We start from the raw sequence: 19,925 nt of genomic DNA, 5'->3' as shown, positions 1-19,925 counted from the left end.
GCACGCCACAGCCGCTCCCGTCGACATCTCACCCATCCCGTTGACCACCACGCGCCTCCTCGATCCGCACTCCGGAGCGCCCAAAGCGCTCCCCGCACCCCGCTCCCGCCTCGTACGAGGCGCACTCATCCCTTGCCTCGCACGAGCCGCACTCCTCCCGAAGCAGCCCCCGCAGCCGCCCCCAACCTCGTTCGTACGCAAATCCCTCCGCGCCCCACCGCAGCGCCGGCACCGTCCGCACCAGCCCCGAAGGGTCCCGTTCCAGCACGTGCACCTCGGCGATCCGCCGCCGCCCGGTCCGGTCGCGGACGAGGTGCAGTACGACCGACAGGGCGGCCGCCAACTGGCTGTGCAGGGCGGCCCGGTCGAGCCCGGCCGCCGTACCCAGCGCCTCCAGCCGGGCCGGCACGTCGGCCGCCGCGTTGGCGTGCACGGTCCCGCAGCCGCCCTCGTGACCGGTGTTCAGCGCGGCCAGCAGATGGACCACCTCGGGCCCGCGCACCTCGCCCACGACCAGCCGGTCCGGCCGCATCCGCAGCGCCTGCCGGACCAGGTCCTGGAGCGTGACGAGGCCCGCGCCCTCCTGGTTGGCGGGTCTGCTCTCCAGCCGTACGACGTGCGGATGGTCCGGCCTGAGCTCCGCCGAGTCCTCGGCGAGCACGATCCGCTCGTCGGGCCCGACGAGCCCCAGCAGGGCGCTCAGCAATGTCGTCTTGCCGGTGCCCGTGCCACCGCTGATGAGGAAGGACAGCCGCGCCCGAAGCAGCGCCCTCAGCACCCGGTCCCCGCCCGGCGGCACCGTGCCGGCCGCCACGAGTTCGTCGAGCGTGAACGCGCGCGGCCGTACGACCCGCAGGGACAGGCAGGCGCAGCCGACGGCGACCGGGGGCAGCACCGCGTGCAACCGGGTCCCGTCGGGCAGCCGGGCGTCCACCCAGGGGCGTGCGTCGTCGAGCCGGCGTCCGGCCACCGCGGCCAGGCGCTGCGCGAGCCGTCGTACGGCGGCAGCGTCCGGGAAGGAGACGGTGGTCAGCTCCAGGCCGCCACCCCGGTCCACCCAGACCCGGTCGGGCGCCGACACCAGTACGTCGGTCACCGACGGGTCGGCGAGCAGCGGTTCCAGCGGGCCGCTGCCGACCAGCTCGGAACGCAATTGCTCGGCCGCGCCGAGGACTTCCGCATCCCCGAGCACCCGCCCTTGCTCCCGCAATGCCTGCGCCACGCGCGCGGGCGTCGGTTCGGCCCCGCTCTCGACCAGCCACTGCCGCACCCCGTCGAGCAGCCCCGGCGTCACGTCCGCACCGCTCTCCAGAGCGACCGCCGCGCCGTTGGCCAGCCACCGCTCGGACCCCACGCGACCGGACAGCCGTCCCTCTGCCGCCATGCCACCGGACAGCCGTCGCTCGCCCGCTCCGCTCGCCGAACCGACGCCCGCCCCGCCGACCCGCTCAAGCCCCGAGAACGTACTCACGCGGCACCCGCCTCCATCAACGCCCGCTCCCAGAACTCCTTGCAGAAGCGCGCGAGCGGCCCTCGTGCGGCCGCGCCGGGCGGCGTCTCGCTCCCGTGCGGGCGCAGCAGCGCGGACTCCACAGGCACCTCGCCGGCCAGCGGCAGTCCGAGCAGCCGGGCTACTTCGCGGTCTTCGAGCCCGGGTGTGTAAGGCCCGCGGACGGCGACCCGCAGGTCGCGCAGGACCATGCCGACGGCGGAGGCCACCCGGCCCGCCGCGGCCACGGCACGCAGCTCCGCGGGGACCACAAGGAGCCCGACGTCGAGTTGGGCGAGGATCTCGGCGACCCCGTCGTCGATGCGGCGCGGCAGATCGACGACGACCGTGCCGCCCCGGCGCCGGGCCGCGGCGAGCACCGCCCGCACGGCCTGCGGCGGGACGGCGACACAGTCGCTGCGGTCCCAGCTCAGCACCCGCAGCGAGTGCAGTCGCGGCAATGACTCCTCTAGGGCGCCGCCGCCGACCCGCCCACGCGAGGCGGCGAACGCGGGCCAGCGCAGTCCCTCGGCGCTCTCACCGCCGAGGAGTACGTCGAGTCCGCCGCCCAGCGGATCGGCGTCCACCAGGAGCGTGCGCAGTCCCTCGCGCGCGGAGGTGACGGCGAGCGCGCAGGCGAGCGTGGACGCCCCGGCCCCGCCCCGGCCGCCGATGACGCCGACGGTGAGGGCGGGCCGGCCGATGCCCTCGGCCACGTCGGCGATGCGGTCGACCAGCCACTGCTCGCCGTCAGGCAGCATCAGGACGTGGTCGGCGCCGATCTCGACGGCCCGCTGCCAGACCCCCGAGTCGTCCTGGTCGCGCCCGACCAGCACCACTCCGCGCCTGCGTGCGGCCCCGCGCACGCGCCGTGCGGCGTCGTCGCCGACCAGCACGAGCGGTGCGGCCTCCCAGCTGCCTCTGGTGTCCGGCACTCCGTGGTGGACCTCGGGTGTGGCGCCGGCGGCCGCGCACAGGCGCAGCAGGTCGTCCAGCAGTTCGGCGTCTTCCGTGACGATCAACGGCTTGCCCTGCCGCCCTCCGGCGGCGGGTGGATCGTGTGTGACGGCTGCGGCCACGGTGTCCATCCCCCTTCCGCGGCGCCACCTTGGCCCCGCGATTCCCGAACGTGTGAAGAACCGGCAACCGGCCTCCATATGAACGGCCGATACCAACCGGCCAAACGCATCCGACTAACCGGAACCAGCCATGAACTCGGTGCGAGCCGGGCGCGTTGGAATCACGGTGCAGCGATCCCGGAAATCTTGTGGATCTTGGACGAAAACTGTGGACAACTCGGCACCTGTGAATATCGCCGTCACCCAAACCGGTGACCCCTGTACCACCCGCTGTGCGACTTCCACAGAGCAGCACCTTGGCTACACACGGTGACGGATCATGGACATGCGAAAGAGGCGGCCGCAGCCGCCTCAGCACGGCCCAGCGGCCGCGTACAGAAGAGGAAAAACCCACCCGGACATGCGACGACCCCCGCCGGGGGGGAGAGCGGGGGTCGTCTCCACGGCCGACTCGGGGGGGGAGGAGTCGGACCGGGTTAGCACGGTCGCGAACGATCCGTGACTTCCATGGTGTACCCGAGAGGCCTCTCAGGCAAACCAACGCGCCAACCTTACGCCGAATGGGCAGCACCTATGCTCATGGTTGTGGAAAACCACTCCTTGCCCCGCACAGCGGCCTTCTTTGACCTGGACAAGACGGTCATTGCGAAGTCGAGCACGCTCACCTTCAGCAAGTCCTTCTACCAAGGCGGGCTGATCAACCGCAGGGCGGCCTTGCGTACCGCATATGCCCAGTTCGTCTTCCTCGTGGGCGGTATGGACCACGACCAGATGGAGCGCACCCGCGAGTATCTGTCCGCGCTCGTGCGCGGCTGGAACGTCCAGCAGGTCAAGGAGATCGTCGCCGAGACGCTCCACGAACTCATCGACCCGATCATCTACGACGAAGCCGCCTCCCTCATCGAGGAGCACCACACCGCCGGACGTGACGTCGTCATCGTGTCCACGTCGGGCGCCGAGGTGGTCGAACCGATCGGCGAGATGCTCGGCGCGGACCGCGTGGTGGCGACCCGCATGGTGGTGGGCGAGGACGGCTGCTTCACCGGAGAGGTGGAGTACTACGCGTACGGCCCGACGAAAGCCGAGGCGATCAAGGAGCTGGCCGTGTCCGAGGGGTACGACCTCTCGCGCTGCTACGCCTACAGCGACTCGGCGACCGATCTGCCGATGCTGGAATCCGTCGGTCATCCCCACGCGGTGAATCCCGACCGCACACTGCGCCGCGAGGCGCTCGCGCGCGGGTGGCCGATTCTCGATTTCCACCGGCCGGTCCGGCTCAAGCAGCGACTCCCCGCCTTCTCCGTGCCGCCCCGTCCGGCACTCGTCGCGGTCGCGGCAATAGGCGCCGCGGCGGCCACCGCGGGCCTCGTCTGGTACGCAAGCCGGCGCCGTTCAACTCCGGCCTGACCAGGGCGACGCCCGTTTAATGTCTTTTGAACCCAAAAGTAAAGAAGTGCTGCCTGGGCTTCCGCTTGCTCCGGTCCTGGAGTACAAAGGGGTTAACGGCCCGCGAGACCAAGGACATCCGAAAGGATCACCTTAAGAACGCATTTGGCCCCACGGACCGAGCATGCACACCGGGCACCCACGCGACGTCGACCCGTCGATTACGGGCCAGCCGCACCAGGGACGGGCAAAGTTCCCGACCTGATGGGCACCATTCGAGGACGCTTGGTACCCCGGTGGACATGCCAGCGGCGGTACGAATCCTCGTACCGCCGCAACCCTTTCCCGGAGTTCTTCCGGGACTCCTACGCCGCCCCGCGCTGTAGCGCCTCGCACACGGCTGTCGATTCGCGCGCCCCCAGTCCGACCGCCCGGCCGCAGTGGGCGATCCAGGCGGCCATGCCCTCCGGGGTGCCGGAGACGTACCCGTCGAGCGCCGCCAGGTAGGCCGCGCGGCCCAGTTCGGCGTGACCGACCTCCGCCGGACAGACGGACTTCGGGTCCAGGCCGCTGCCGACCAGAACGATGCGTTCGGCGGCGCGCGCGACCAGGCCGTTGTGGGAGACGAACGGACGCAGGGCGAGCAGTTCGCCGTGTACGACGGCCGCCGTGACCAGCGCGGGGGCCGAACCGCCCGCGATGATCAGCCCGGAGAGCCCTTCCAGACGGCCGGAGACCTCCGCCGCGCTCGGCAGCGGCAGCTCGACCAGCGGCTCCTCGACCGGCTCGCCCGCCTGGCGCGGACGCCCGACCTCGTCGCCCGTGGTGGCGGCCGCGACCAGGTGCAGCCGGGCCAGCACGCGCAGGGGCGACTGCCGCCAGATGGACAGCAGTTGGCCCGCCTCGGCGGTCAGCCGCAGGGCGGCGCCCATGACACGCGCCTCGTCGTCACCACTGAAGTCGGTGCGGCGGCGCACCTCCTCCAGGGCCCAGTCCGCTCCGGACAGCGCCCCCGAGCCGCGCGCGCCGCGCAGGGCGGCCTCGGAGGTGATCTCGTTGCTGCGGCGCCGCATGACCCGATGCCCGTAGACCCGGTCCACGGCTTTACGCACGGACTCCACGGACTCGGCCACCCCGGGCAGCGAACCCAGGGCGGCGAGCGGATCGGCGGTCGCGCCTGTCGTACTCATAAGTACGACCCTACGCAGCCCGGGCGCGCACCCCACGAAGGAGTGGTCTTCTTCACGCACACCAGCCACCTACAGCTATCCGGCAACTACGCTTGGTGAACATGAAAATTGCTTTCGTCGGGAAGGGTGGCAGCGGCAAGACCACCCTGTCCTCCCTGTTCATCCGCCACCTCGCGACCACGGGGGCGCCGGTCGTCGCCGTCGACGCCGACATCAACCAGCACCTGGGCCCGGCCCTCGGCCTGGACGAGGCGGAGGCGGCCGCGCTGCCCGCGATGGGCGAGCGACTGCCGCTGATCAAGGACTACCTGCGCGGCTCCAACCCCCGCATCGCCTCCACCGAGACGATGATCAAGACCACTCCGCCCGGCGAGGGCTCCCGGCTGCTGCGGGTGCGCGAGGACAACCCGGTGTTCGACGCCTGTGCCCGCCCGGTGGAACTGGAGGGCGGCGCCGTCCGTTTGATGGTCACCGGCCCCTTCACGGACGCCGACCTGGGGGTCGCCTGCTACCACTCCAAGACCGGAGCGGTGGAGCTGTGCCTGAACCACCTCGTCGACGGCCCCGACGAGTACGTCGTGGTGGACATGACGGCGGGATCGGACTCCTTCGCCTCCGGCATGTTCACCCGCTTCGACATCACGTTCCTCGTCGCCGAACCGACCCGGAAGGGAGTCTCCGTCTATCGCCAGTACAAGGAGTACGCCCGCGACTTCGGCGTCACCCTGAAGGTCGTCGGCAACAAGGTGCAGGGGCAGGACGACCTCGACTTCCTCCGCGCCGAAGTCGGGGACGACCTGCTCATGACGGTGGGGCACTCCAACTGGGTGCGCGCACTGGAGAAGGCCGGCCGCCCCGGTTCGATCTCCTGGAGGACGCCAACCACCGCGCCCTGAGCCGGTTGCAGTCGGCCGTCGACGCGACGTACGAACTGCGCGACTGGGAGTGCTACACACGCCAGATGGTGCACTTCCACCTGAAGAACGCCCGGTCCTGGGGCAACGAGCGCACCGGGGCCGACCTGGCGGCGCAGGTCGACCCCTCCTTCGTACTCGGCGAGAGCGTCGCGGCAACCGCCTGACGGCTACTGCCGCTTGGCCGCCGGCGCCCCGGGCACGCCCTTCGGGGCCGGGGCCGGGGCCGGGCGGCCCGACAGGAAGGACGCCCAGCTCTGCTTCGGGGCCTCGCCGACCTTCAGGGACCGCAGTTTCTGAAGGGTCTTCGGGTCCTGGGCGTCCAGCCAGTCGGCGAGCTGCCGGAAGGACACGCAGCGCACGTCGGGCTTGTTGCAGACGTCCTCGATGACCTCCTCGACGGCCCGCATGTAGGTGCCGCCGTTCCAGGACTCGAAGTGGTTGCCGATGATCAGGGGCGCGCGGTTGCCGTCGTAGGCCCGGTGGAAGCCCTTGAGGAGGCCGTCGCGCATCTGGTCGCCCCAGAAGCCGTGTTTCCTGGAGTCACCCTGGGTCTTGGTGCCCGACTGGTTGACCATGAAGCTGTAGTCCATCGTCAACTGCTCGTAGGAGTGCCCGGGGAACGGCACGAGCTGCATCGACAGGTCCCACAGGCCCTCCTTCTTCCTGGGCCAGACCTGGTCGTTGACACCACTGGTGTCGTAGCGGAAGCCCAGCTCACGGGCGGCCTTCATGAAGTTCTTCTGGCCCTCCAGGCAGGGCGTGCGGGCTCCGATGAGCTCCTTGTCGTAGTCGAAGGGCAGCGGGGAGGCCTTCTTCATGCCGGTGTTGGTCTTCCAGGACTTCACGAAGCGCTTCGCCTGAGCGATCTCGTCCTTCCACTCCTCCACCGACCACTCGCCGACCCCGCCGCCGCTGCCGCAGAAGTGGCCGTTGAAGTGGGTGCCGATCTCGTTGCCCTCCAGCCACGCCATGCGCAGCTGCTTCACGGTCTCGGCGATGCCCTCCTCGTCGTTGAAGCCGATGTCGGAGCGGCCCGGGGAGTGCTGCGGCGGCCGGTACAGGTCGCGCTTGTCCTCCGGCAGCATGTACACACCGCTGAGGAAGTACGTCATCGTCGCGTTGTTCGCCTTGGCGACCTTGCGGAAGTGGGAGAACAGCTTCTGGCCGTCCTCGCCGGCGCCGTCCCAGGAGAACACCACGAACTGCGGGGGCTTGTGGCCCGGCTTGAGGCGTTCGGGGCTGGGCAGGTGGGGCTGTGCTCCGGTGTACGAGGTGGAGCCGTCGCCGATCAGGCGGACCGCGCTCTTGGGCGGCGCCTGGGCGGGCTTCGCCTTCTGCGGCCCCGGCGCTCCTTCCTTCGAACCGTCGCTGCCGATCGCGCAACCGGCCAGGGACGCGGCACAGACCGCGGTGATCACGGCGCCCGCGGCGATCCTCTGGGTGGCGGCCATGTTCCGCCCACCTTCTTCCTTCTCTCGGCCGACGCCGGTGAGGGCGTGTTGTGGCCGTCAATCTCGCACGGGACTGAGAAGGAATTAGCACGACAAGCCGATCAAATGAGTGCTTCATCACTCCGAGTGACTGATTCACCCATTTGCCCGGAAAGTCTATGCTCGGTCTTTACTCTGCATTACGATCCATTTACTGAGCGTTGAATCGTCCCGCCGCTGCACGCCGTGACCCACGGCCGCCGACCCGACCCCCCGCCGACGGGGGACCACCAGATCCGCGACCGCGCCGCCCCGGAGGAGACGGGAAAAAATGTCAGCCTGCGTCCCCAGCCCCACTGCCGACTCGACTCGGCCGAAGGCCATCCACCCGCCCCACAGCCCCCCGCCGTCCTCGCCCCGCCGTTTCCGCATCGCGGGCGCCGACATCTCGGCCTCGATCGCGGTCTTCCTGATCGCCCTGCCCCTGTCCCTCGGCATCGCCCTCGCCACCGGTGCGCCACTGCAGGCCGGACTCGTCGCCGCCGCCGTCGGAGGCCTCGTCGCCGGCCGGCTCGGCGGCGCCCCGCTCCAGGTCAGCGGCCCCGCCGCCGGGCTCACCGTGGTCACCGCCGACCTCATCCAGCGCTACGGCTGGCGGACGACCTGCGCCATCACCGTCCTGGCCGGCCTCGCCCAACTCGGCCTCGGGTGCCTGCGCGTGGCCCGCAGTGCCCTCGCCGTCAGCCCCGCGATCGTGCACGGAATGCTCGCCGGCATCGGCGTCACCATCGCCGTCGCCCAGTTGCACATCGTCCTCGGCGGCACTCCGCAGAGCTCCGTCCTCGACAACGTGCGTGCGCTGCCCGCCCAGTTGGCGGACCTGCACCCGGCCGCCGTGTCGGTGAGCGCGCTGACCTTGGCCCTGCTGCTGCTCTGGCCGCGGATTCCCGGTCGGGCCGGACGCCTGCTGCGCCGGATCCCGGCCGCGCTCGTCGCCGTCGCCGGGGCCACCGCCGCCGCCTCGCTCGCCGGGCTGACCCTGCCCAAGGTCGACCTGCCGTCCTGGCGCAGCCACGCCCTGGCCGGACATCCCGAAGGCCCGGTGCTCGGCCTGGTCGCCGCCGTGCTCACCACCACGCTGGTGTGCAGCGTGCAGTCGCTGCTCGGCGCGGTCGCCGTGGACAAACTGGTGGCCGGCCGCCCCGGCCTGCCCGCCCGCGTCTCACGCTCCGACCTGGACCGCGAACTGCTCGGACAGGGCGCCGCCAACATCGTCTCCGGCTCGCTCGGCGGACTGCCCGTCGCGGGCGTCGCCGTGCGCAGTTCGGCGAATGTCCAGGCCGGTGCCGTCAGCCGGAACTCCACGATGGTGCACGGCGTTCTCGTAGTAGTCGCCGCGCTGCTGATGGTCCCGATCCTGGAGTTCATCCCGCTCGCCTCGCTCGCCGCCCTGGTGATGGCCGTCGGCATCCAGATGGTGTCCCTGCACCACATCCGCACGGTGACGCGCCACCGAGAAGTGCTGGTGTACGCCGTCACCACACTCGGCGTGGCCCTCCTCGGCGTCCTGGAGGGCGTCACGCTCGGCATCGCCGTCGCCGTAGCCGTCGCCCTCAACCGCCTCGCCCACACCCTCATCACGCACGAAGAGAAGGAAGGAGTCCATCACGTACACGTACGAGGACAGCTGACCTTCCTCGCGGTGCCCCGGCTCAGCCGAGCCCTGCATCTCGTACCCCAAGGCGCGCACGCCGTGGTGGAGTTGGACGGGTCGTTCATGGACCACGCGGCGTACGAGACACTGCAGGACTGGCAGAACACGCACACCGCGCGGGGCGGCACCGCCGAACTCACCGGCCGCCGCGCCGGCGTCCGGATCGGTGAGCCCGGAACCACGGCCGACCTCCACCCCGGGGACGGGGACAGCGAGTCGGCCACCGACACCGCCGGCTGCCGCTGCCGCCCCTGGACGGCCTGGCGCAACCACCAGTGCGACCGACCGCAGGCCGCGTCACCCCACGACGGACGTACCGGCGGACCCGGCACACCGGGCGCACCCGGCCGCGCGCCCGGTGAGGCGAGCGGGCAACTGGCGCGTGGCATCAGCGCGTTCCAGCGCCACACCGCACCGCTCGTGCGGGGTGAGCTGGCCCGGCTGGCGCGCGAGGGGCAGCGTCCGTCCCAGCTCTTCCTCACCTGTGCCGACTCGCGCCTCGTCACCTCGATGATCACCTCCAGCGGGCCGGGCGACCTGTTCGTGGTGCGGAATGTGGGCAACCTCGTTCCGCCGCCCGGCGAGGAGAGCGGGGACGACTCGGTGGCGGCCGCGATCGAGTACGCGGTGGAGGTGCTGAAGGTGCGTTCTATCACGGTGTGCGGGCACTCCGGGTGCGGGGCCATGCAGGCGCTGCTCAACTCCGAGCCCGGGGGCGCCCAGACACCGCTCAAGCGGTGGCTGAGGCATGGTCTGCCGAGCCTGGAGTGCCTGGCCGACGACAGCCGGCCGTGGGCCCGACTGGCCGGACGGGCGCCCGCCGACGCGGTCGAGCAGCTCTGTCTGACCAACGTGGTCCAGCAACTGGAGCACCTGCGCGCCCACGACTCGGTGTCCCGGGCCCTGCGGGACGGGGCGCTGGAGCTGCACGGAATGTACTTCCACGTGGGGGAGGCCCAGGCGTACCTGCTCACCGGGGTGGACGGGGACGAGGTCTTCGACCGTGTGCGGGCGGCTGACGTCCCGGTGTGATGCCGAGGCCTGCTGCGGGTGTGCGGCCCTCGGGCTGAGGGCCTCACACCCATCCCGGTGTGAAAGGCATTACATCGGCTGAACTCCGCCTGGTCGGCGTCCGTGGGTACGGATGACCCCGGCCGCCGAAACAGACGTCCACAGACCCACATACAGGTCTAAACCAATTTTCCGTCGCCCCTTGTCACCGGGCCGCCGGGTCTGATGAGCTGTGGCCTGGGACACAGCGGACAACCCTGGGATTGGGAGATGTCGTGAGCAACGAAAGCCTGGCCAACCTGCTGCGCGAGGAGCGCAGGTTCGCACCCCCCGCCGACCTGGCCGCGAACGCCAACGTCACCGCGGAGGCGTATGAGCAGGCCAAGGCTGACAGGCTCGGCTTCTGGGCCGAGCAGGCCCGTCGGCTGACCTGGGCCACCGAGCCGACCGAGACGCTGGACTGGTCGAACCCGCCGTTCGCCAAGTGGTTCAAGGACGGCGAGCTCAATGTGGCGTACAACTGCGTGGACCGGCATGTGGAGGCAGGGAACGGCGACCGGGTCGCCATCCACTTCGAGGGCGAGCCCGGCGACAGCCGCGCCATCACCTACGCCGAGCTCAAGGACGAGGTCTCCAAGGCGGCGAACGCCCTGCTGGAGCTGGGAGTTCAGAAGGGCGACCGGGTCGCCGTCTACATGCCGATGATTCCCGAGACGGCGATCGCGATGCTCGCGTGCGCCCGGATCGGCGCCGCGCACTCCGTCGTCTTCGGCGGCTTCTCGGCGGACGCGCTCGCGACCCGTATCCAGGACGCGGACGCCAAGGTCGTCATCACCACCGACGGCGGCTGGCGGCGCGGCAAGCCGTCGGCCCTCAAGCCGGCCGTCGACGACGCGGTCGCCCGCGTGGACAACGTCGAGCACGTCCTCGTCGTCCGCCGCACCGGCCAGGAGGTCGCGTGGAACGACAGCCACGACGTGTGGTGGCACGAGATCGTCGAGCGGCAGTCCGCCGAGCACACGCCGGAGGCGTTCAACGCCGAGCACCCGCTGTTCATCCTGTACACGTCCGGCACGACGGGCAAGCCGAAGGGCATCCTGCACACCTCCGGCGGCTACCTGACGCAGACCGCGTACACGCACCATGCCGTCTTCGACCTCAAGCCGGAGACCGACGTCTACTGGTGCACCGCCGACGTCGGCTGGGTCACCGGCCACTCGTACATCGTCTACGGTCCGCTGGCAAACGGCGCCACGCAGGTCATGTACGAGGGCACGCCGGACACGCCGCACCAGGGCCGGTTCTGGGAGATCGTGCAGAAGTACGGAGTGACCCTCCTGTACACCGCGCCCACGGCGATCCGTACGTTCATGAAGTGGGGCGACGACATCCCCGCGAAGTTCGATCTGTCCTCCCTGAGGATCCTCGGCTCCGTGGGTGAACCCATCAACCCCGAGGCCTGGATGTGGTACCGCAAGCACATCGGGGCCGACCGGACGCCCATCGTCGACACCTGGTGGCAGACCGAGACCGGCGCGATGATGGTCTCGCCGCTCCCCGGTGTCACGGCGACCAAGCCCGGTTCCGCGCAGACGCCGCTGCCCGGCATCTCCGCGACCGTCGTCGACGACGAGGCGAACGAGGTGCCCAACGGCGGTGGCGGCTACCTGGTCCTCACCGAGCCGTGGCCGTCGATGCTGCGCACCATCTGGGGCGACGACCAGCGGTTCCTCGACACGTACTGGGCGCGCTTCGAGAGCAAGTACTTCGCCGGCGACGGCGCGAAGAAGGACGACGACGGCGACATCTGGCTGCTGGGCCGGGTGGACGACGTGATGCTGGTGTCGGGCCACAACATCTCCACCACCGAGGTCGAGTCGGCCCTCGTCTCCCATCCGTCGGTCGCGGAGGCGGCCGTCGTCGGCGCGGCGGACGAGACCACTGGACAGGCGATCGTCGCCTTCGTGATCCTGCGCGGCACGGCGAACGCCGAGGACGAAGGCCTCGTCGCCGACCTGCGCAACCACGTCGGCACCACCCTCGGCCCGATCGCCAAGCCCAAGCGGATCCTGCCGGTGGCCGAGCTGCCGAAGACCCGCTCCGGCAAGATCATGCGCCGCCTGCTGCGGGACGTGGCCGAGAACCGCCAGCTCGGTGACGTGACGACCCTGACGGACTCGACGGTCATGGACCTCATCCAGGCGAATCTGCCGGGGGCTCCCAGCGAGGACTGAGTACGGCCGTCTGGGGCACCCGGCGATCAGTGCGCCGGGTGCCCCTTTCGCACCTAACGTAGGAATCGCCGGATTCCTCCCCCGCTTATTTTAGGTAGGCTAACCAAATAGGTGCGCCGGGAAGTCTGGTCGGCAAGTGTTCAGTGCTGCCCACCGACCGGAGGTCTCCCCCGTGACCGCGCCCCGCCCCACCGCCCCCCGCAAGGCCTTCGGCCGGCTCTCCCTCCCCGAGCGGACCTTCGTCGCGGACGCGCTGCGCACCGAGACGGTCGGCGGCGTCCTGCTCCTCGTCGCCGCGGTCACCGCGCTTGTCTGGGCGAACGTCCCCGCGGTGCACGACAGCTATGAGAGCGTCAGCCACTTCCACCTCGGCCCCGCGTCCCTCGGTTTGGACCTGTCGGTCGCCCACTGGGCCGCCGACGGGCTCCTCGCGGTCTTCTTCTTCGTGGCCGGCATCGAGCTCAAGCGCGAACTGGTCGCCGGCGACCTCAAGGACCCCAGGGCAGCCGCGCTCCCCGTCGTCGCCGCCCTGTGCGGGATGGCCGTACCGGCACTCGTCTACACGCTCACCAACGTCACCGGCGGAGGCTCGCTCCAGGGCTGGGCCGTCCCCACCGCCACCGACATCGCCTTCGCGCTCGCCGTACTCGCGGTGATCGGCACCTCCCTGCCGAGCGCGATGCGCGCGTTTCTGCTCACCCTCGCCGTGGTCGACGATCTCTTCGCGATCCTGATCATCGCGGTCTTCTTCACCGACAGCATCGACTTCGCCGCGCTCGGCGGCGCGGTCGTCGGCCTCGCCGTCTTCTGGCTGCTGCTGCGCAAGGGCGTACGCGGCTGGTACGTGTACGTTCCGCTCGCGCTCGTCATCTGGGCGCTGATGTACAACAGCGGTGTCCACGCCACGATCGCGGGCGTCGCGATGGGCCTGATGCTGCGCTGCACGACCCGCGAGGGTGAGAAGCAATCCCCCGGCCAGCACATCGAACATCTCGTACGCCCGCTCTCGGCGGGGCTGGCCGTGCCGCTGTTCGCGCTGTTCAGCGCGGGTGTCTCGGTCTCCGGAGGCGCGCTGGGGGACGTGTTCACCAGGCCGGAGACGCTCGGCGTGGTTCTCGGCCTGGTCGTCGGCAAGGCGGTCGGCATCTTCGGCGGGACCTGGCTGACGGCCCGCTTCACCCGGGCCTCGCTCAGCGACGACCTCGAGTGGGCCGACGTGTTCGCGGTCGCGACTCTCGCCGGCATCGGCTTCACCGTGTCGCTGCTCATCGGCGAACTGGCCTTCGACGGCGACGCGGCGCTCACGGACGAGGTCAAGGCCGCCGTACTCACGGGGTCCGTCATCGCGGCCGTGCTGGCGACCGTGCTGCTGAAGATACGGAACGCCAAGTACCGCCGCCTGTGGGAGGCCGAGGAGCGCGACGACGACCTCGACGGGATCCCGGACGTCTACGAGGAGGACGACCCGGAGTACCACCTGCGGATGGCTGCCATCTACGACCGCAAGGCCGCCGAGCACCGCCGGATCGCCGAAGCGAAGGCCGCCGAACGCCACGCGCTTGCCGAAGTGACGGGCAGGGCAGGCGATGAGGACGGTCGTCCGGCATGATCTGACGGGACGGCACAAAAGGACTGTTCCGAGTCAGGCACACAGCAGAAAAGGGAGAACGCGATGAGCGCACCCGACGGCAGCCCGGTCGGCGCCGAACGCAGCATCGGCCAGTTGTTCGCCTCGGCGACGACCGAGATGTCCGCGCTGGTGCACGACGAGATCGCGCTGGCGAAGGCGCAGCTGAAGCGGGACGTGAAGCGCGGCGCGACGAGCGGCGGCGCGTTCACGGTGGCCGGGGCGATCCTGCTCTTCTCACTGCCGATGCTGAACTTCGCGCTGGCGTACGGCATCCGCACCTGGAGCGACTGGAACCTCGCGATCTGCTTCCTGCTGTCCTTCGCGGCGAACGTCCTCGTGGCGCTCGTCCTCGCCCTGATCGGCGTCGTCTTCGCGAAGAAGGCGAAGAAGAGCAAGGGCCCGCAGAAGGTCGCCGCCTCGATGAAGGAATCCGCGGGCGTCCTGCAGAACGCCAAGCCGCACCCGCGCCCGGCGGCCCTGGGGGACGGGCTCCCGGACGCCAAGGCCATCGAGGCTGTGGCACGCTCATCCTCATGACGGATCCCGCGACACCCTCGTCCCAGCCGGCCTCGGTCGTACGACCGGACGGCCCCTGGACGCACCGGGAGGTCGCCGCCAACGGCGCGCGCTTCCACATCGCGGAGATGGGTGACGGGCCGCTGGTGCTGCTGCTGCACGGCTTCCCCCAGTTCTGGTGGACCTGGCGGCACCAGCTGCCCGCACTCGCCGACGCCGGCTTCCGGGCCGTCGCCATGGACCTGCGCGGCGTCGGCGGCAGCGACCGCACCCCACGCGGCTACGACCCGGCCAACCTCGCCCTCGACATCACCGGCGTGATCCGCTCCCTCGGCGAGCCGGACGCCGCGCTGGTCGGCCACGACCTGGGCGGCTATCTGGCGTGGACGGCGGCCGCGATGCGCCCCAAGCTCGTACGGCGGCTCGCGGTCGAGTCGATGCCGCACCCCCGGCGCTGGCGCTCGGCGATGCTCGCGGACGTCAAGCAGACCACCGCGGGCTCCTACATCTGGGGGTTCCAGCGGCCCTGGATCCCGGAGCGGCAGCTCACCGCCGACGACGGCGCGCTCGTCGCCCGTCTCATCCGGGACTGGTCGGGACCGCGCCTGCCGGACGACGACGCGGTGGACGCCTACCGCCGCGCGATCTGCATCCCCTCGACCGCGCACTGCTCGATCGAGCCGTACCGCTGGATGGTGCGGTCGATGGCGCGTCCCGACGGCATCCAGTTCAACCGGCGGATGAAGCGTCCGGTGCGCGTGCCGACCCTCCACCTGCACGGATCCCTCGACCCGGTGATGCGGACGCGCAGCGCGGCCGGCTCCGGCGAGTACGTCGAAGCGCCGTACCGCTGGCGGCTGTTCGACGGTCTGGGGCACTTCCCGCACGAAGAGGACCCGATGGCGTTCTCCACCGAACTCATCAACTGGCTGAAGGATCCCGAACCCGATCGGTGACGGTTCCGATGCGCCCGGTATCCGGACGTGAACACGTGTCCTACGAACGGCCACTTGCCCGGCGCATAGGCCAATTGGGGGGCCAGGGGGCGGTTATCGACCTTGGGGCAGGGGCACACGTCCGGGTATGGGCTGGACGCACGACTACAGTGACGCAGCACGCAATCGACGCTCGGGCAGCGGCCTGGGCTCCCACCAACGAGGGGGTTCTCCGCACATGGCGGGGACGGACCTGAGGGTGGGCATTCCGCGCATTCTGCGCCGCCGGGCCCGCTGGGTCTCGGTACGCCTGCGTCATCCGCGAGGCTGACGCCCCCCTTTTTTTCTGCACCCGGGTTCGGGGGCGTTCCCGAAGGCTCCCGACATCCCGGGCTCAGAGCGCGCAGCTGTCGCTGTCCACCTGCTGGTTCGCGGTGCGCCCCTTGGCGATGTCCTCCTGGATCTCGTCCGCGGTGAGCGCGTACCCGGTGTCGGCGTCGTCGAGGGACTTCGCGAAGACCACGCCGTACACCTTCCCTTCGGGGGTGAGCAGCGGGCCGCCGGAGTTGCCCTGGCGGACGGTCGCGTACAGCGAGTAGATGTCGCGACGCACGGTGCCGCGGTGGTAGATGTCCGCGCCGCTGGCCGTGAGGCGCCCGCGCACGCGCGCGGAGCGGACGTCGTACGCCCCGTTCTCCGGGAACCCGGCGACGATCGCGCTGTCCCCGCTGCTCGCGTCGTCGGTCGTGAACTTCAGCGCGGGTGCGCTCAGGTCCGGTACGTCGAGTACGGCGATGTCGCGCTCCCAGTCGTAGAGGACGACCGTCGCGTCGTACTTCTTGCCCTCACCGCCTATCTGGACGGTGGGCTCGTCGACGCCGCCGACGACATGCGCGTTGGTCATCACGCGGCGCTGCCCGAAGACGAAGCCGGTGCCCTCCAGGACCTTGCCGCAACTCTGGGCGGTACCCATGACCTTGACGATGGAGCGCTGGGCACGGGCGGCCACCACGCTGTTGGCGAGGGCCGGATCGGGCGGCCGGACCTCCTTGATCGGCTCGTTGGCGAACGGGCTGAAGACCTGTGGGAAGCCGTTCTGCGCGAGGACCGAGGTGAAGTCCTTGAACCAGGTGTCGGCCTGATTGGGCAGCGCCTCCGACACCCCGAGCAGCAACTTGGAGCTGCGGACCTCTTTGCCCAGCGTCGGTATCGTCGTCTGCGCCAGCATGGAGCCGATCAGCCAGGCGACCAGCAGCATCGCGAGGACGTTGACCAGGGCGCCGCCGGTCGCGTCCAGCGCGCGGGCCGGGGACCAGGTGATGTACCGGCGCAGCTTGCTGCCGAGATGGGTGGTCAGGGCCTGGCCGACGGAGGCGCAGACGATGACGACGACCACCGCGACGACCGCGGCGGTCGTGCTGACCTCCGCGTTGTCGGTCAGCGCGTCCCAGATGACGGGCAGTAGGTACACGGCCACCAGACCGCCGCCGAGGAAGCCGATCACCGACAGGATGCCGACGACGAAGCCCTGGCGGTAGCCGACGATCGCGAACCACACGGCGGCCAGCAGCAACAGGATGTCCAGCACGTTCACCGGCTCACGCCTCGCCTCATCACTTTGCACAGCACGGCAGACACCCTGTCATGCGCGCCAGTCGAGCGGGACCTGCTTCTCGCGGTCCCAGGGGCGTTCCCAGCCCGAGTAGTGCAGCAGCCGGTCGATGATTCCGGCCGTGAACCCCCACACGAGGGCCGATTCGACCAGAAATGCCGGGCCTCGGTGACCGCTGGGGTGAACGGTGGTGGCGCGGTTGCCGGGGTCCGTGAGATCCGCCACGGGGACGGTGAAGACCCGCGCGGTCTCGTTCGGATCCACCACCCCCACCGGGGTCGGCTCCCGCCACCAGCCCAGCACCGGCGTCACGACGAAGCCGCTGACCGGGATGTACAGCTTGGGCAGCACGCCGAAGAGCTGGACGCCGACCGGGTCGAGCCCGGTCTCCTCCTCGGCCTCACGCAGGGCCGCCCACAGGGGGCCGTCGCCCTTCGGGTCGCCGTCCTCCGGGTCGAGCGCGCCGCCGGGGAAGGAGGGCTGTCCGGCGTGGGAGCGCAGCGAGCTCGCCCGCTCCATGAGCAGCAGCTCGGGGCCGCGCTCGCCGTCGCCCTCGCCGAAGAGGATCAGGACGGCGGACTGCCGCCCCGCGCCGTCCTTGGGCGGCAGGAAGCGGCTGAGCTGCAGCGGCTCGACGGTCTCCACCGCGTGCACCACCGGATCCAGCCAGGCGGGCAGACCCTCCTTGCTGAGTGTCACCGAACCGCCCCGCGTGTTGCTCGCCCGCGTCATCGCCACCCCCGTCGTCCTGCTGGATCCAACGCCCCACGGCCCCGAGATCGTTCCTGGGAACGTGCCCAGAGGCAGAAGCGTGTCATCCCGCCCCCAGCGGCGGCGCGGGTTTCCCGCCCGCGTCCAGATATGCCTGCGGGGGCTTCAGGCGCTGGCCCGGGAAGCCGCCCTTCTCGTACTTGAGGAGCTTCTTCGCCTTCTCCGGGTCCGTCTCGCCCTCGCCGTACGCCGGGCAGAGCGGGGCGATGGGGCAGGCGCCGCAGGCGGGCTTGCGGGCGTGGCAGATACGGCGGCCGTGGAAGATCACGTGGTGCGAGAGCATCGTCCACTCGCTCTTGGGGAAGAGCGCGCCGACGGCGGCCTCGATCTTGTCGGGCTCGGTCTGGTCGGTCCACTGCCAGCGCCGCACCAGCCGCTGGAAGTGCGTGTCCACGGTGATACCGGGCCGCCCGAAGGCGTTGCCCAGGACGACGAAGGCGGTCTTGCGGCCGACTCCCGGCAGCTTGACGAGGTCCTCGAGCCGCCCGGGGACCTCTCCGCCGAACTGCTCCACCAGGGCCTTCGACAGCCCTATCACCGACTTGGTCTTGGCCCGGAAGAAACCGGTCGGGCGCAGGATCTCCTCGACCTCCTCCGGGTTGGCCGCCGCCAGGTCCTCCGGCGTCGGGTACTTGGCGAAGAGGCCGGGTGTCGTCTGGTTGACCCTGAGGTCGGTGGTCTGGGCGGACAGGACCGTGGCGACGACCAGCTGGAAGGGGTTCTCGAAGTCCAGTTCGGGGTGGGCGTACGGATAGACCTCCGCGAGCTCGCGGTTGATACGGCGGGCTCGGCGGACCAGAGCGGTGTGCGACTCGCTCTTCCTCACCGGACTCGCCTTCACCTCACTGGCCGAAGCCACCGCTCGCTTCGCCGGAGCCACCGCTTTCACCGCAACTTTCTTTGTCGCTTTTGCCGTTTTCTTTCCGCCGGCCGGGTCCTGTTCGCCCACGGCGGAATTTCGACGTACAACCACCCGCCCAGCCCCCTCGGCCTGTGCTCTCACCGGCGATTTGGACACCCGGCCAGCCTAGAGCCCGGCACTGACATCCGCCCCGGACCCTGAAGACCAGCCCTCAATTGGACCCCTGCCGCTTACCCCGGCACACCTGTGCGGCATCCTTGTGACAGATCACACTGTTTGGACCGTCCGGCAAAATGGGGAACACGGTCCCCTGGTACCAAGGGGGAGCAAGATCCCCTGAGCAGGTCGACAAGGAGAGAACTCGTGGACGACGTTCTGCGGCGCAACCCGCTCTTCGCGGCGCTCGATGACGAGCAGTCCGCGGAACTGCGCGCCTCCATGAGTGAGGTGACCCTCGCACGTGGTGACTCCCTGTTCCACGAGGGCGACCCGGGCGATCGGCTCTACGTCGTCACCGAGGGCAAGGTGAAGCTCCACCGCACCTCCCCCGACGGGCGCGAGAACATGCTGGCCGTCGTCGGCCCCGGTGAGCTCATCGGTGAGCTGTCCCTCTTCGACCCGGGCCCCCGCACAGCGACCGCCACCGCGCTGACCGAGGTCAAGCTGCTGGGCCTCGGCCACGGCGACCTCCAGCCCTGGCTGAACGTCCGGCCCGAGGTGGCCACCGCCCTCCTGCGCGCCGTCGCCCGCCGCCTGCGGCGCACCAACGACGCGATGTCCGACCTGGTCTTCTCGGACGTCCCCGGCCGCGTGGCCCGCGCGCTGCTCGACCTCTCCCGCCGCTTCGGCGTGCAGTCCGAGGAGGGCATCCACGTCGTCCACGACCTCACGCAGGAGGAGCTGGCCCAGCTGGTCGGCGCGTCCCGCGAGACCGTGAACAAGGCGCTGGCCGACTTCGCGGGCCGCGGATGGCTCCGCCTGGAGGCAAGGGCCGTGATCCTGCTCGACGTCGAGCGGCTCGCGAAGCGCTCACGCTAGGCACCCCAAGGCGTACGTCGACGAGGGCCCCGTCTCCTGGGTGAGACGGGGCCCTCCTCGCGACCACCGCGCCCCTCCGCGCCGTAAATGACGGGCTCGGGCCTGCCCTTC

At 70.4% G+C, this 19,925-nt stretch carries 15 protein-coding genes and 1 pseudogene; 9 read left to right on the top strand and 7 right to left on the bottom strand.

What is annotated here, in order from left to right:
- Positions 1 to 28: 28 nt before the first annotated feature.
- Together QFZ76_RS28340 and ssd are read right to left on the bottom strand one after the other, a co-directional pair.
- Positions 29 to 1,384, bottom strand: coding sequence for a TadA family conjugal transfer-associated ATPase (locus QFZ76_RS28340; RefSeq protein ID WP_307680154.1), 1,356 nt, complete (start codon positions 1,382 to 1,384; stop codon positions 29 to 31).
- 83 nt (positions 1,385 to 1,467) lie between these two features.
- Positions 1,468 to 2,577 carry a septum site-determining protein Ssd gene (gene ssd / locus QFZ76_RS28335; RefSeq protein ID WP_307676366.1) on the bottom strand — a complete coding sequence of 370 codons (1,110 nt, stop codon included), beginning with the start codon at positions 2,575 to 2,577 and terminating at the stop codon, positions 1,468 to 1,470.
- 564 nt (positions 2,578 to 3,141) lie between these two features.
- On the opposite strand from ssd, the gene QFZ76_RS28330 reads away from it, so the two are divergent.
- Positions 3,142 to 3,975 (top strand): HAD family phosphatase, encoded by an 834-nt coding sequence (locus QFZ76_RS28330; protein WP_307676365.1) that lies wholly within the window; start codon positions 3,142 to 3,144, stop codon positions 3,973 to 3,975.
- A gap of 344 nt (positions 3,976 to 4,319) precedes the next feature.
- Here the strand turns inward: QFZ76_RS28330 and QFZ76_RS28325 are convergent, their stop codons facing one another.
- Entirely contained in the window at positions 4,320 to 5,144 is an 825-nt protein-coding gene (locus QFZ76_RS28325; RefSeq protein ID WP_307676364.1) for an oxidoreductase, read from the bottom strand.
- 101 nt (positions 5,145 to 5,245) lie between these two features.
- On the opposite strand from QFZ76_RS28325, the pseudogene QFZ76_RS28320 reads away from it, so the two are divergent.
- A pseudogene (locus tag QFZ76_RS28320) lies at positions 5,246 to 6,225 on the top strand (ATP-binding protein).
- A 3-nt stretch (positions 6,226 to 6,228) separates the two neighbouring features.
- On the opposite strand, the gene QFZ76_RS28315 reads toward QFZ76_RS28320, so the two are convergent.
- Positions 6,229 to 7,512 (bottom strand): hypothetical protein, encoded by a 1,284-nt coding sequence (locus tag QFZ76_RS28315; RefSeq protein ID WP_307676363.1) that lies wholly within the window; start codon positions 7,510 to 7,512, stop codon positions 6,229 to 6,231.
- Between the two features lie 310 nt (positions 7,513 to 7,822).
- On the opposite strand from QFZ76_RS28315, the gene QFZ76_RS28310 reads away from it, so the two are divergent.
- From QFZ76_RS28310 to QFZ76_RS28285, 6 genes are all read left to right on the top strand, one after another.
- Positions 7,823 to 10,237, top strand: a complete 2,415-nt coding sequence (locus tag QFZ76_RS28310; RefSeq protein ID WP_307676362.1) for a bifunctional SulP family inorganic anion transporter/carbonic anhydrase — start codon at positions 7,823 to 7,825, stop codon at positions 10,235 to 10,237.
- 254 nt (positions 10,238 to 10,491) lie between these two features.
- Positions 10,492 to 12,450: an acetate--CoA ligase gene (gene acs, locus QFZ76_RS28305; RefSeq protein WP_307676361.1), complete on the top strand. Its 1,959-nt coding sequence runs from the start codon at positions 10,492 to 10,494 to the stop codon at positions 12,448 to 12,450.
- Between the two features lie 172 nt (positions 12,451 to 12,622).
- Positions 12,623 to 14,059 carry a Na+/H+ antiporter NhaA gene (gene nhaA / locus QFZ76_RS28300; protein ID WP_307676360.1) on the top strand — a complete coding sequence of 479 codons (1,437 nt, stop codon included), beginning with the start codon at positions 12,623 to 12,625 and terminating at the stop codon, positions 14,057 to 14,059.
- 63 nt (positions 14,060 to 14,122) lie between these two features.
- The gene (locus tag QFZ76_RS28295; protein ID WP_307676359.1) at positions 14,123 to 14,617 is read left to right on the top strand and encodes a phage holin family protein; all 495 of its coding nucleotides are present in this window, start codon (positions 14,123 to 14,125) and stop codon (positions 14,615 to 14,617) included.
- A complete protein-coding gene (locus QFZ76_RS28290; protein ID WP_307676358.1) occupies positions 14,614 to 15,552 on the top strand; it encodes an alpha/beta fold hydrolase in 939 nt (312 codons plus the stop codon). The genes QFZ76_RS28295 and QFZ76_RS28290 overlap by 4 nt, the downstream gene beginning before the upstream one ends.
- A gap of 127 nt (positions 15,553 to 15,679) precedes the next feature.
- Entirely contained in the window at positions 15,680 to 15,862 is a 183-nt protein-coding gene (locus tag QFZ76_RS28285) for a hypothetical protein (protein WP_266435954.1), read from the top strand.
- Between the two features lie 63 nt (positions 15,863 to 15,925).
- Here the strand turns inward: QFZ76_RS28285 and QFZ76_RS28280 are convergent, their stop codons facing one another.
- The 3 genes from QFZ76_RS28280 to nth all read right to left on the bottom strand — a co-directional run bounded on the left by QFZ76_RS28280 (position 15,926) and on the right by nth (position 18,887).
- On the bottom strand, positions 15,926 to 17,125 hold the full coding sequence (locus QFZ76_RS28280) for a MarP family serine protease (protein WP_307676357.1): 1,200 nt from the start codon (positions 17,123 to 17,125) through the stop codon (positions 15,926 to 15,928).
- A gap of 48 nt (positions 17,126 to 17,173) precedes the next feature.
- Positions 17,174 to 17,875, bottom strand: a complete 702-nt coding sequence (locus QFZ76_RS28275) for a CoA pyrophosphatase (protein ID WP_307680153.1) — start codon at positions 17,873 to 17,875, stop codon at positions 17,174 to 17,176.
- An 82-nt stretch (positions 17,876 to 17,957) separates the two neighbouring features.
- Positions 17,958 to 18,887, bottom strand: coding sequence for an endonuclease III (gene nth / locus QFZ76_RS28270; RefSeq protein WP_307676356.1), 930 nt, complete (start codon positions 18,885 to 18,887; stop codon positions 17,958 to 17,960).
- Positions 18,888 to 19,139: 252 nt separating this feature from the next.
- Here nth and QFZ76_RS28265 point away from each other — a divergent pair, with 252 nt between their 5' ends.
- Positions 19,140 to 19,814 (top strand): Crp/Fnr family transcriptional regulator, encoded by a 675-nt coding sequence (locus tag QFZ76_RS28265; protein ID WP_030043265.1) that lies wholly within the window; start codon positions 19,140 to 19,142, stop codon positions 19,812 to 19,814.
- Positions 19,815 to 19,925 lie beyond the last annotated feature (111 nt).

The sequence above is a fragment of the Streptomyces sp. V4I2 genome, assembly GCF_030817655.1.
Classification (GTDB): domain Bacteria; phylum Actinomycetota; class Actinomycetes; order Streptomycetales; family Streptomycetaceae; genus Streptomyces; species Streptomyces plumbiresistens.
The sequence above is the reverse complement of the archived record's forward strand: the minus strand, read 5'-3'. Positions and strand labels throughout refer to the sequence as shown.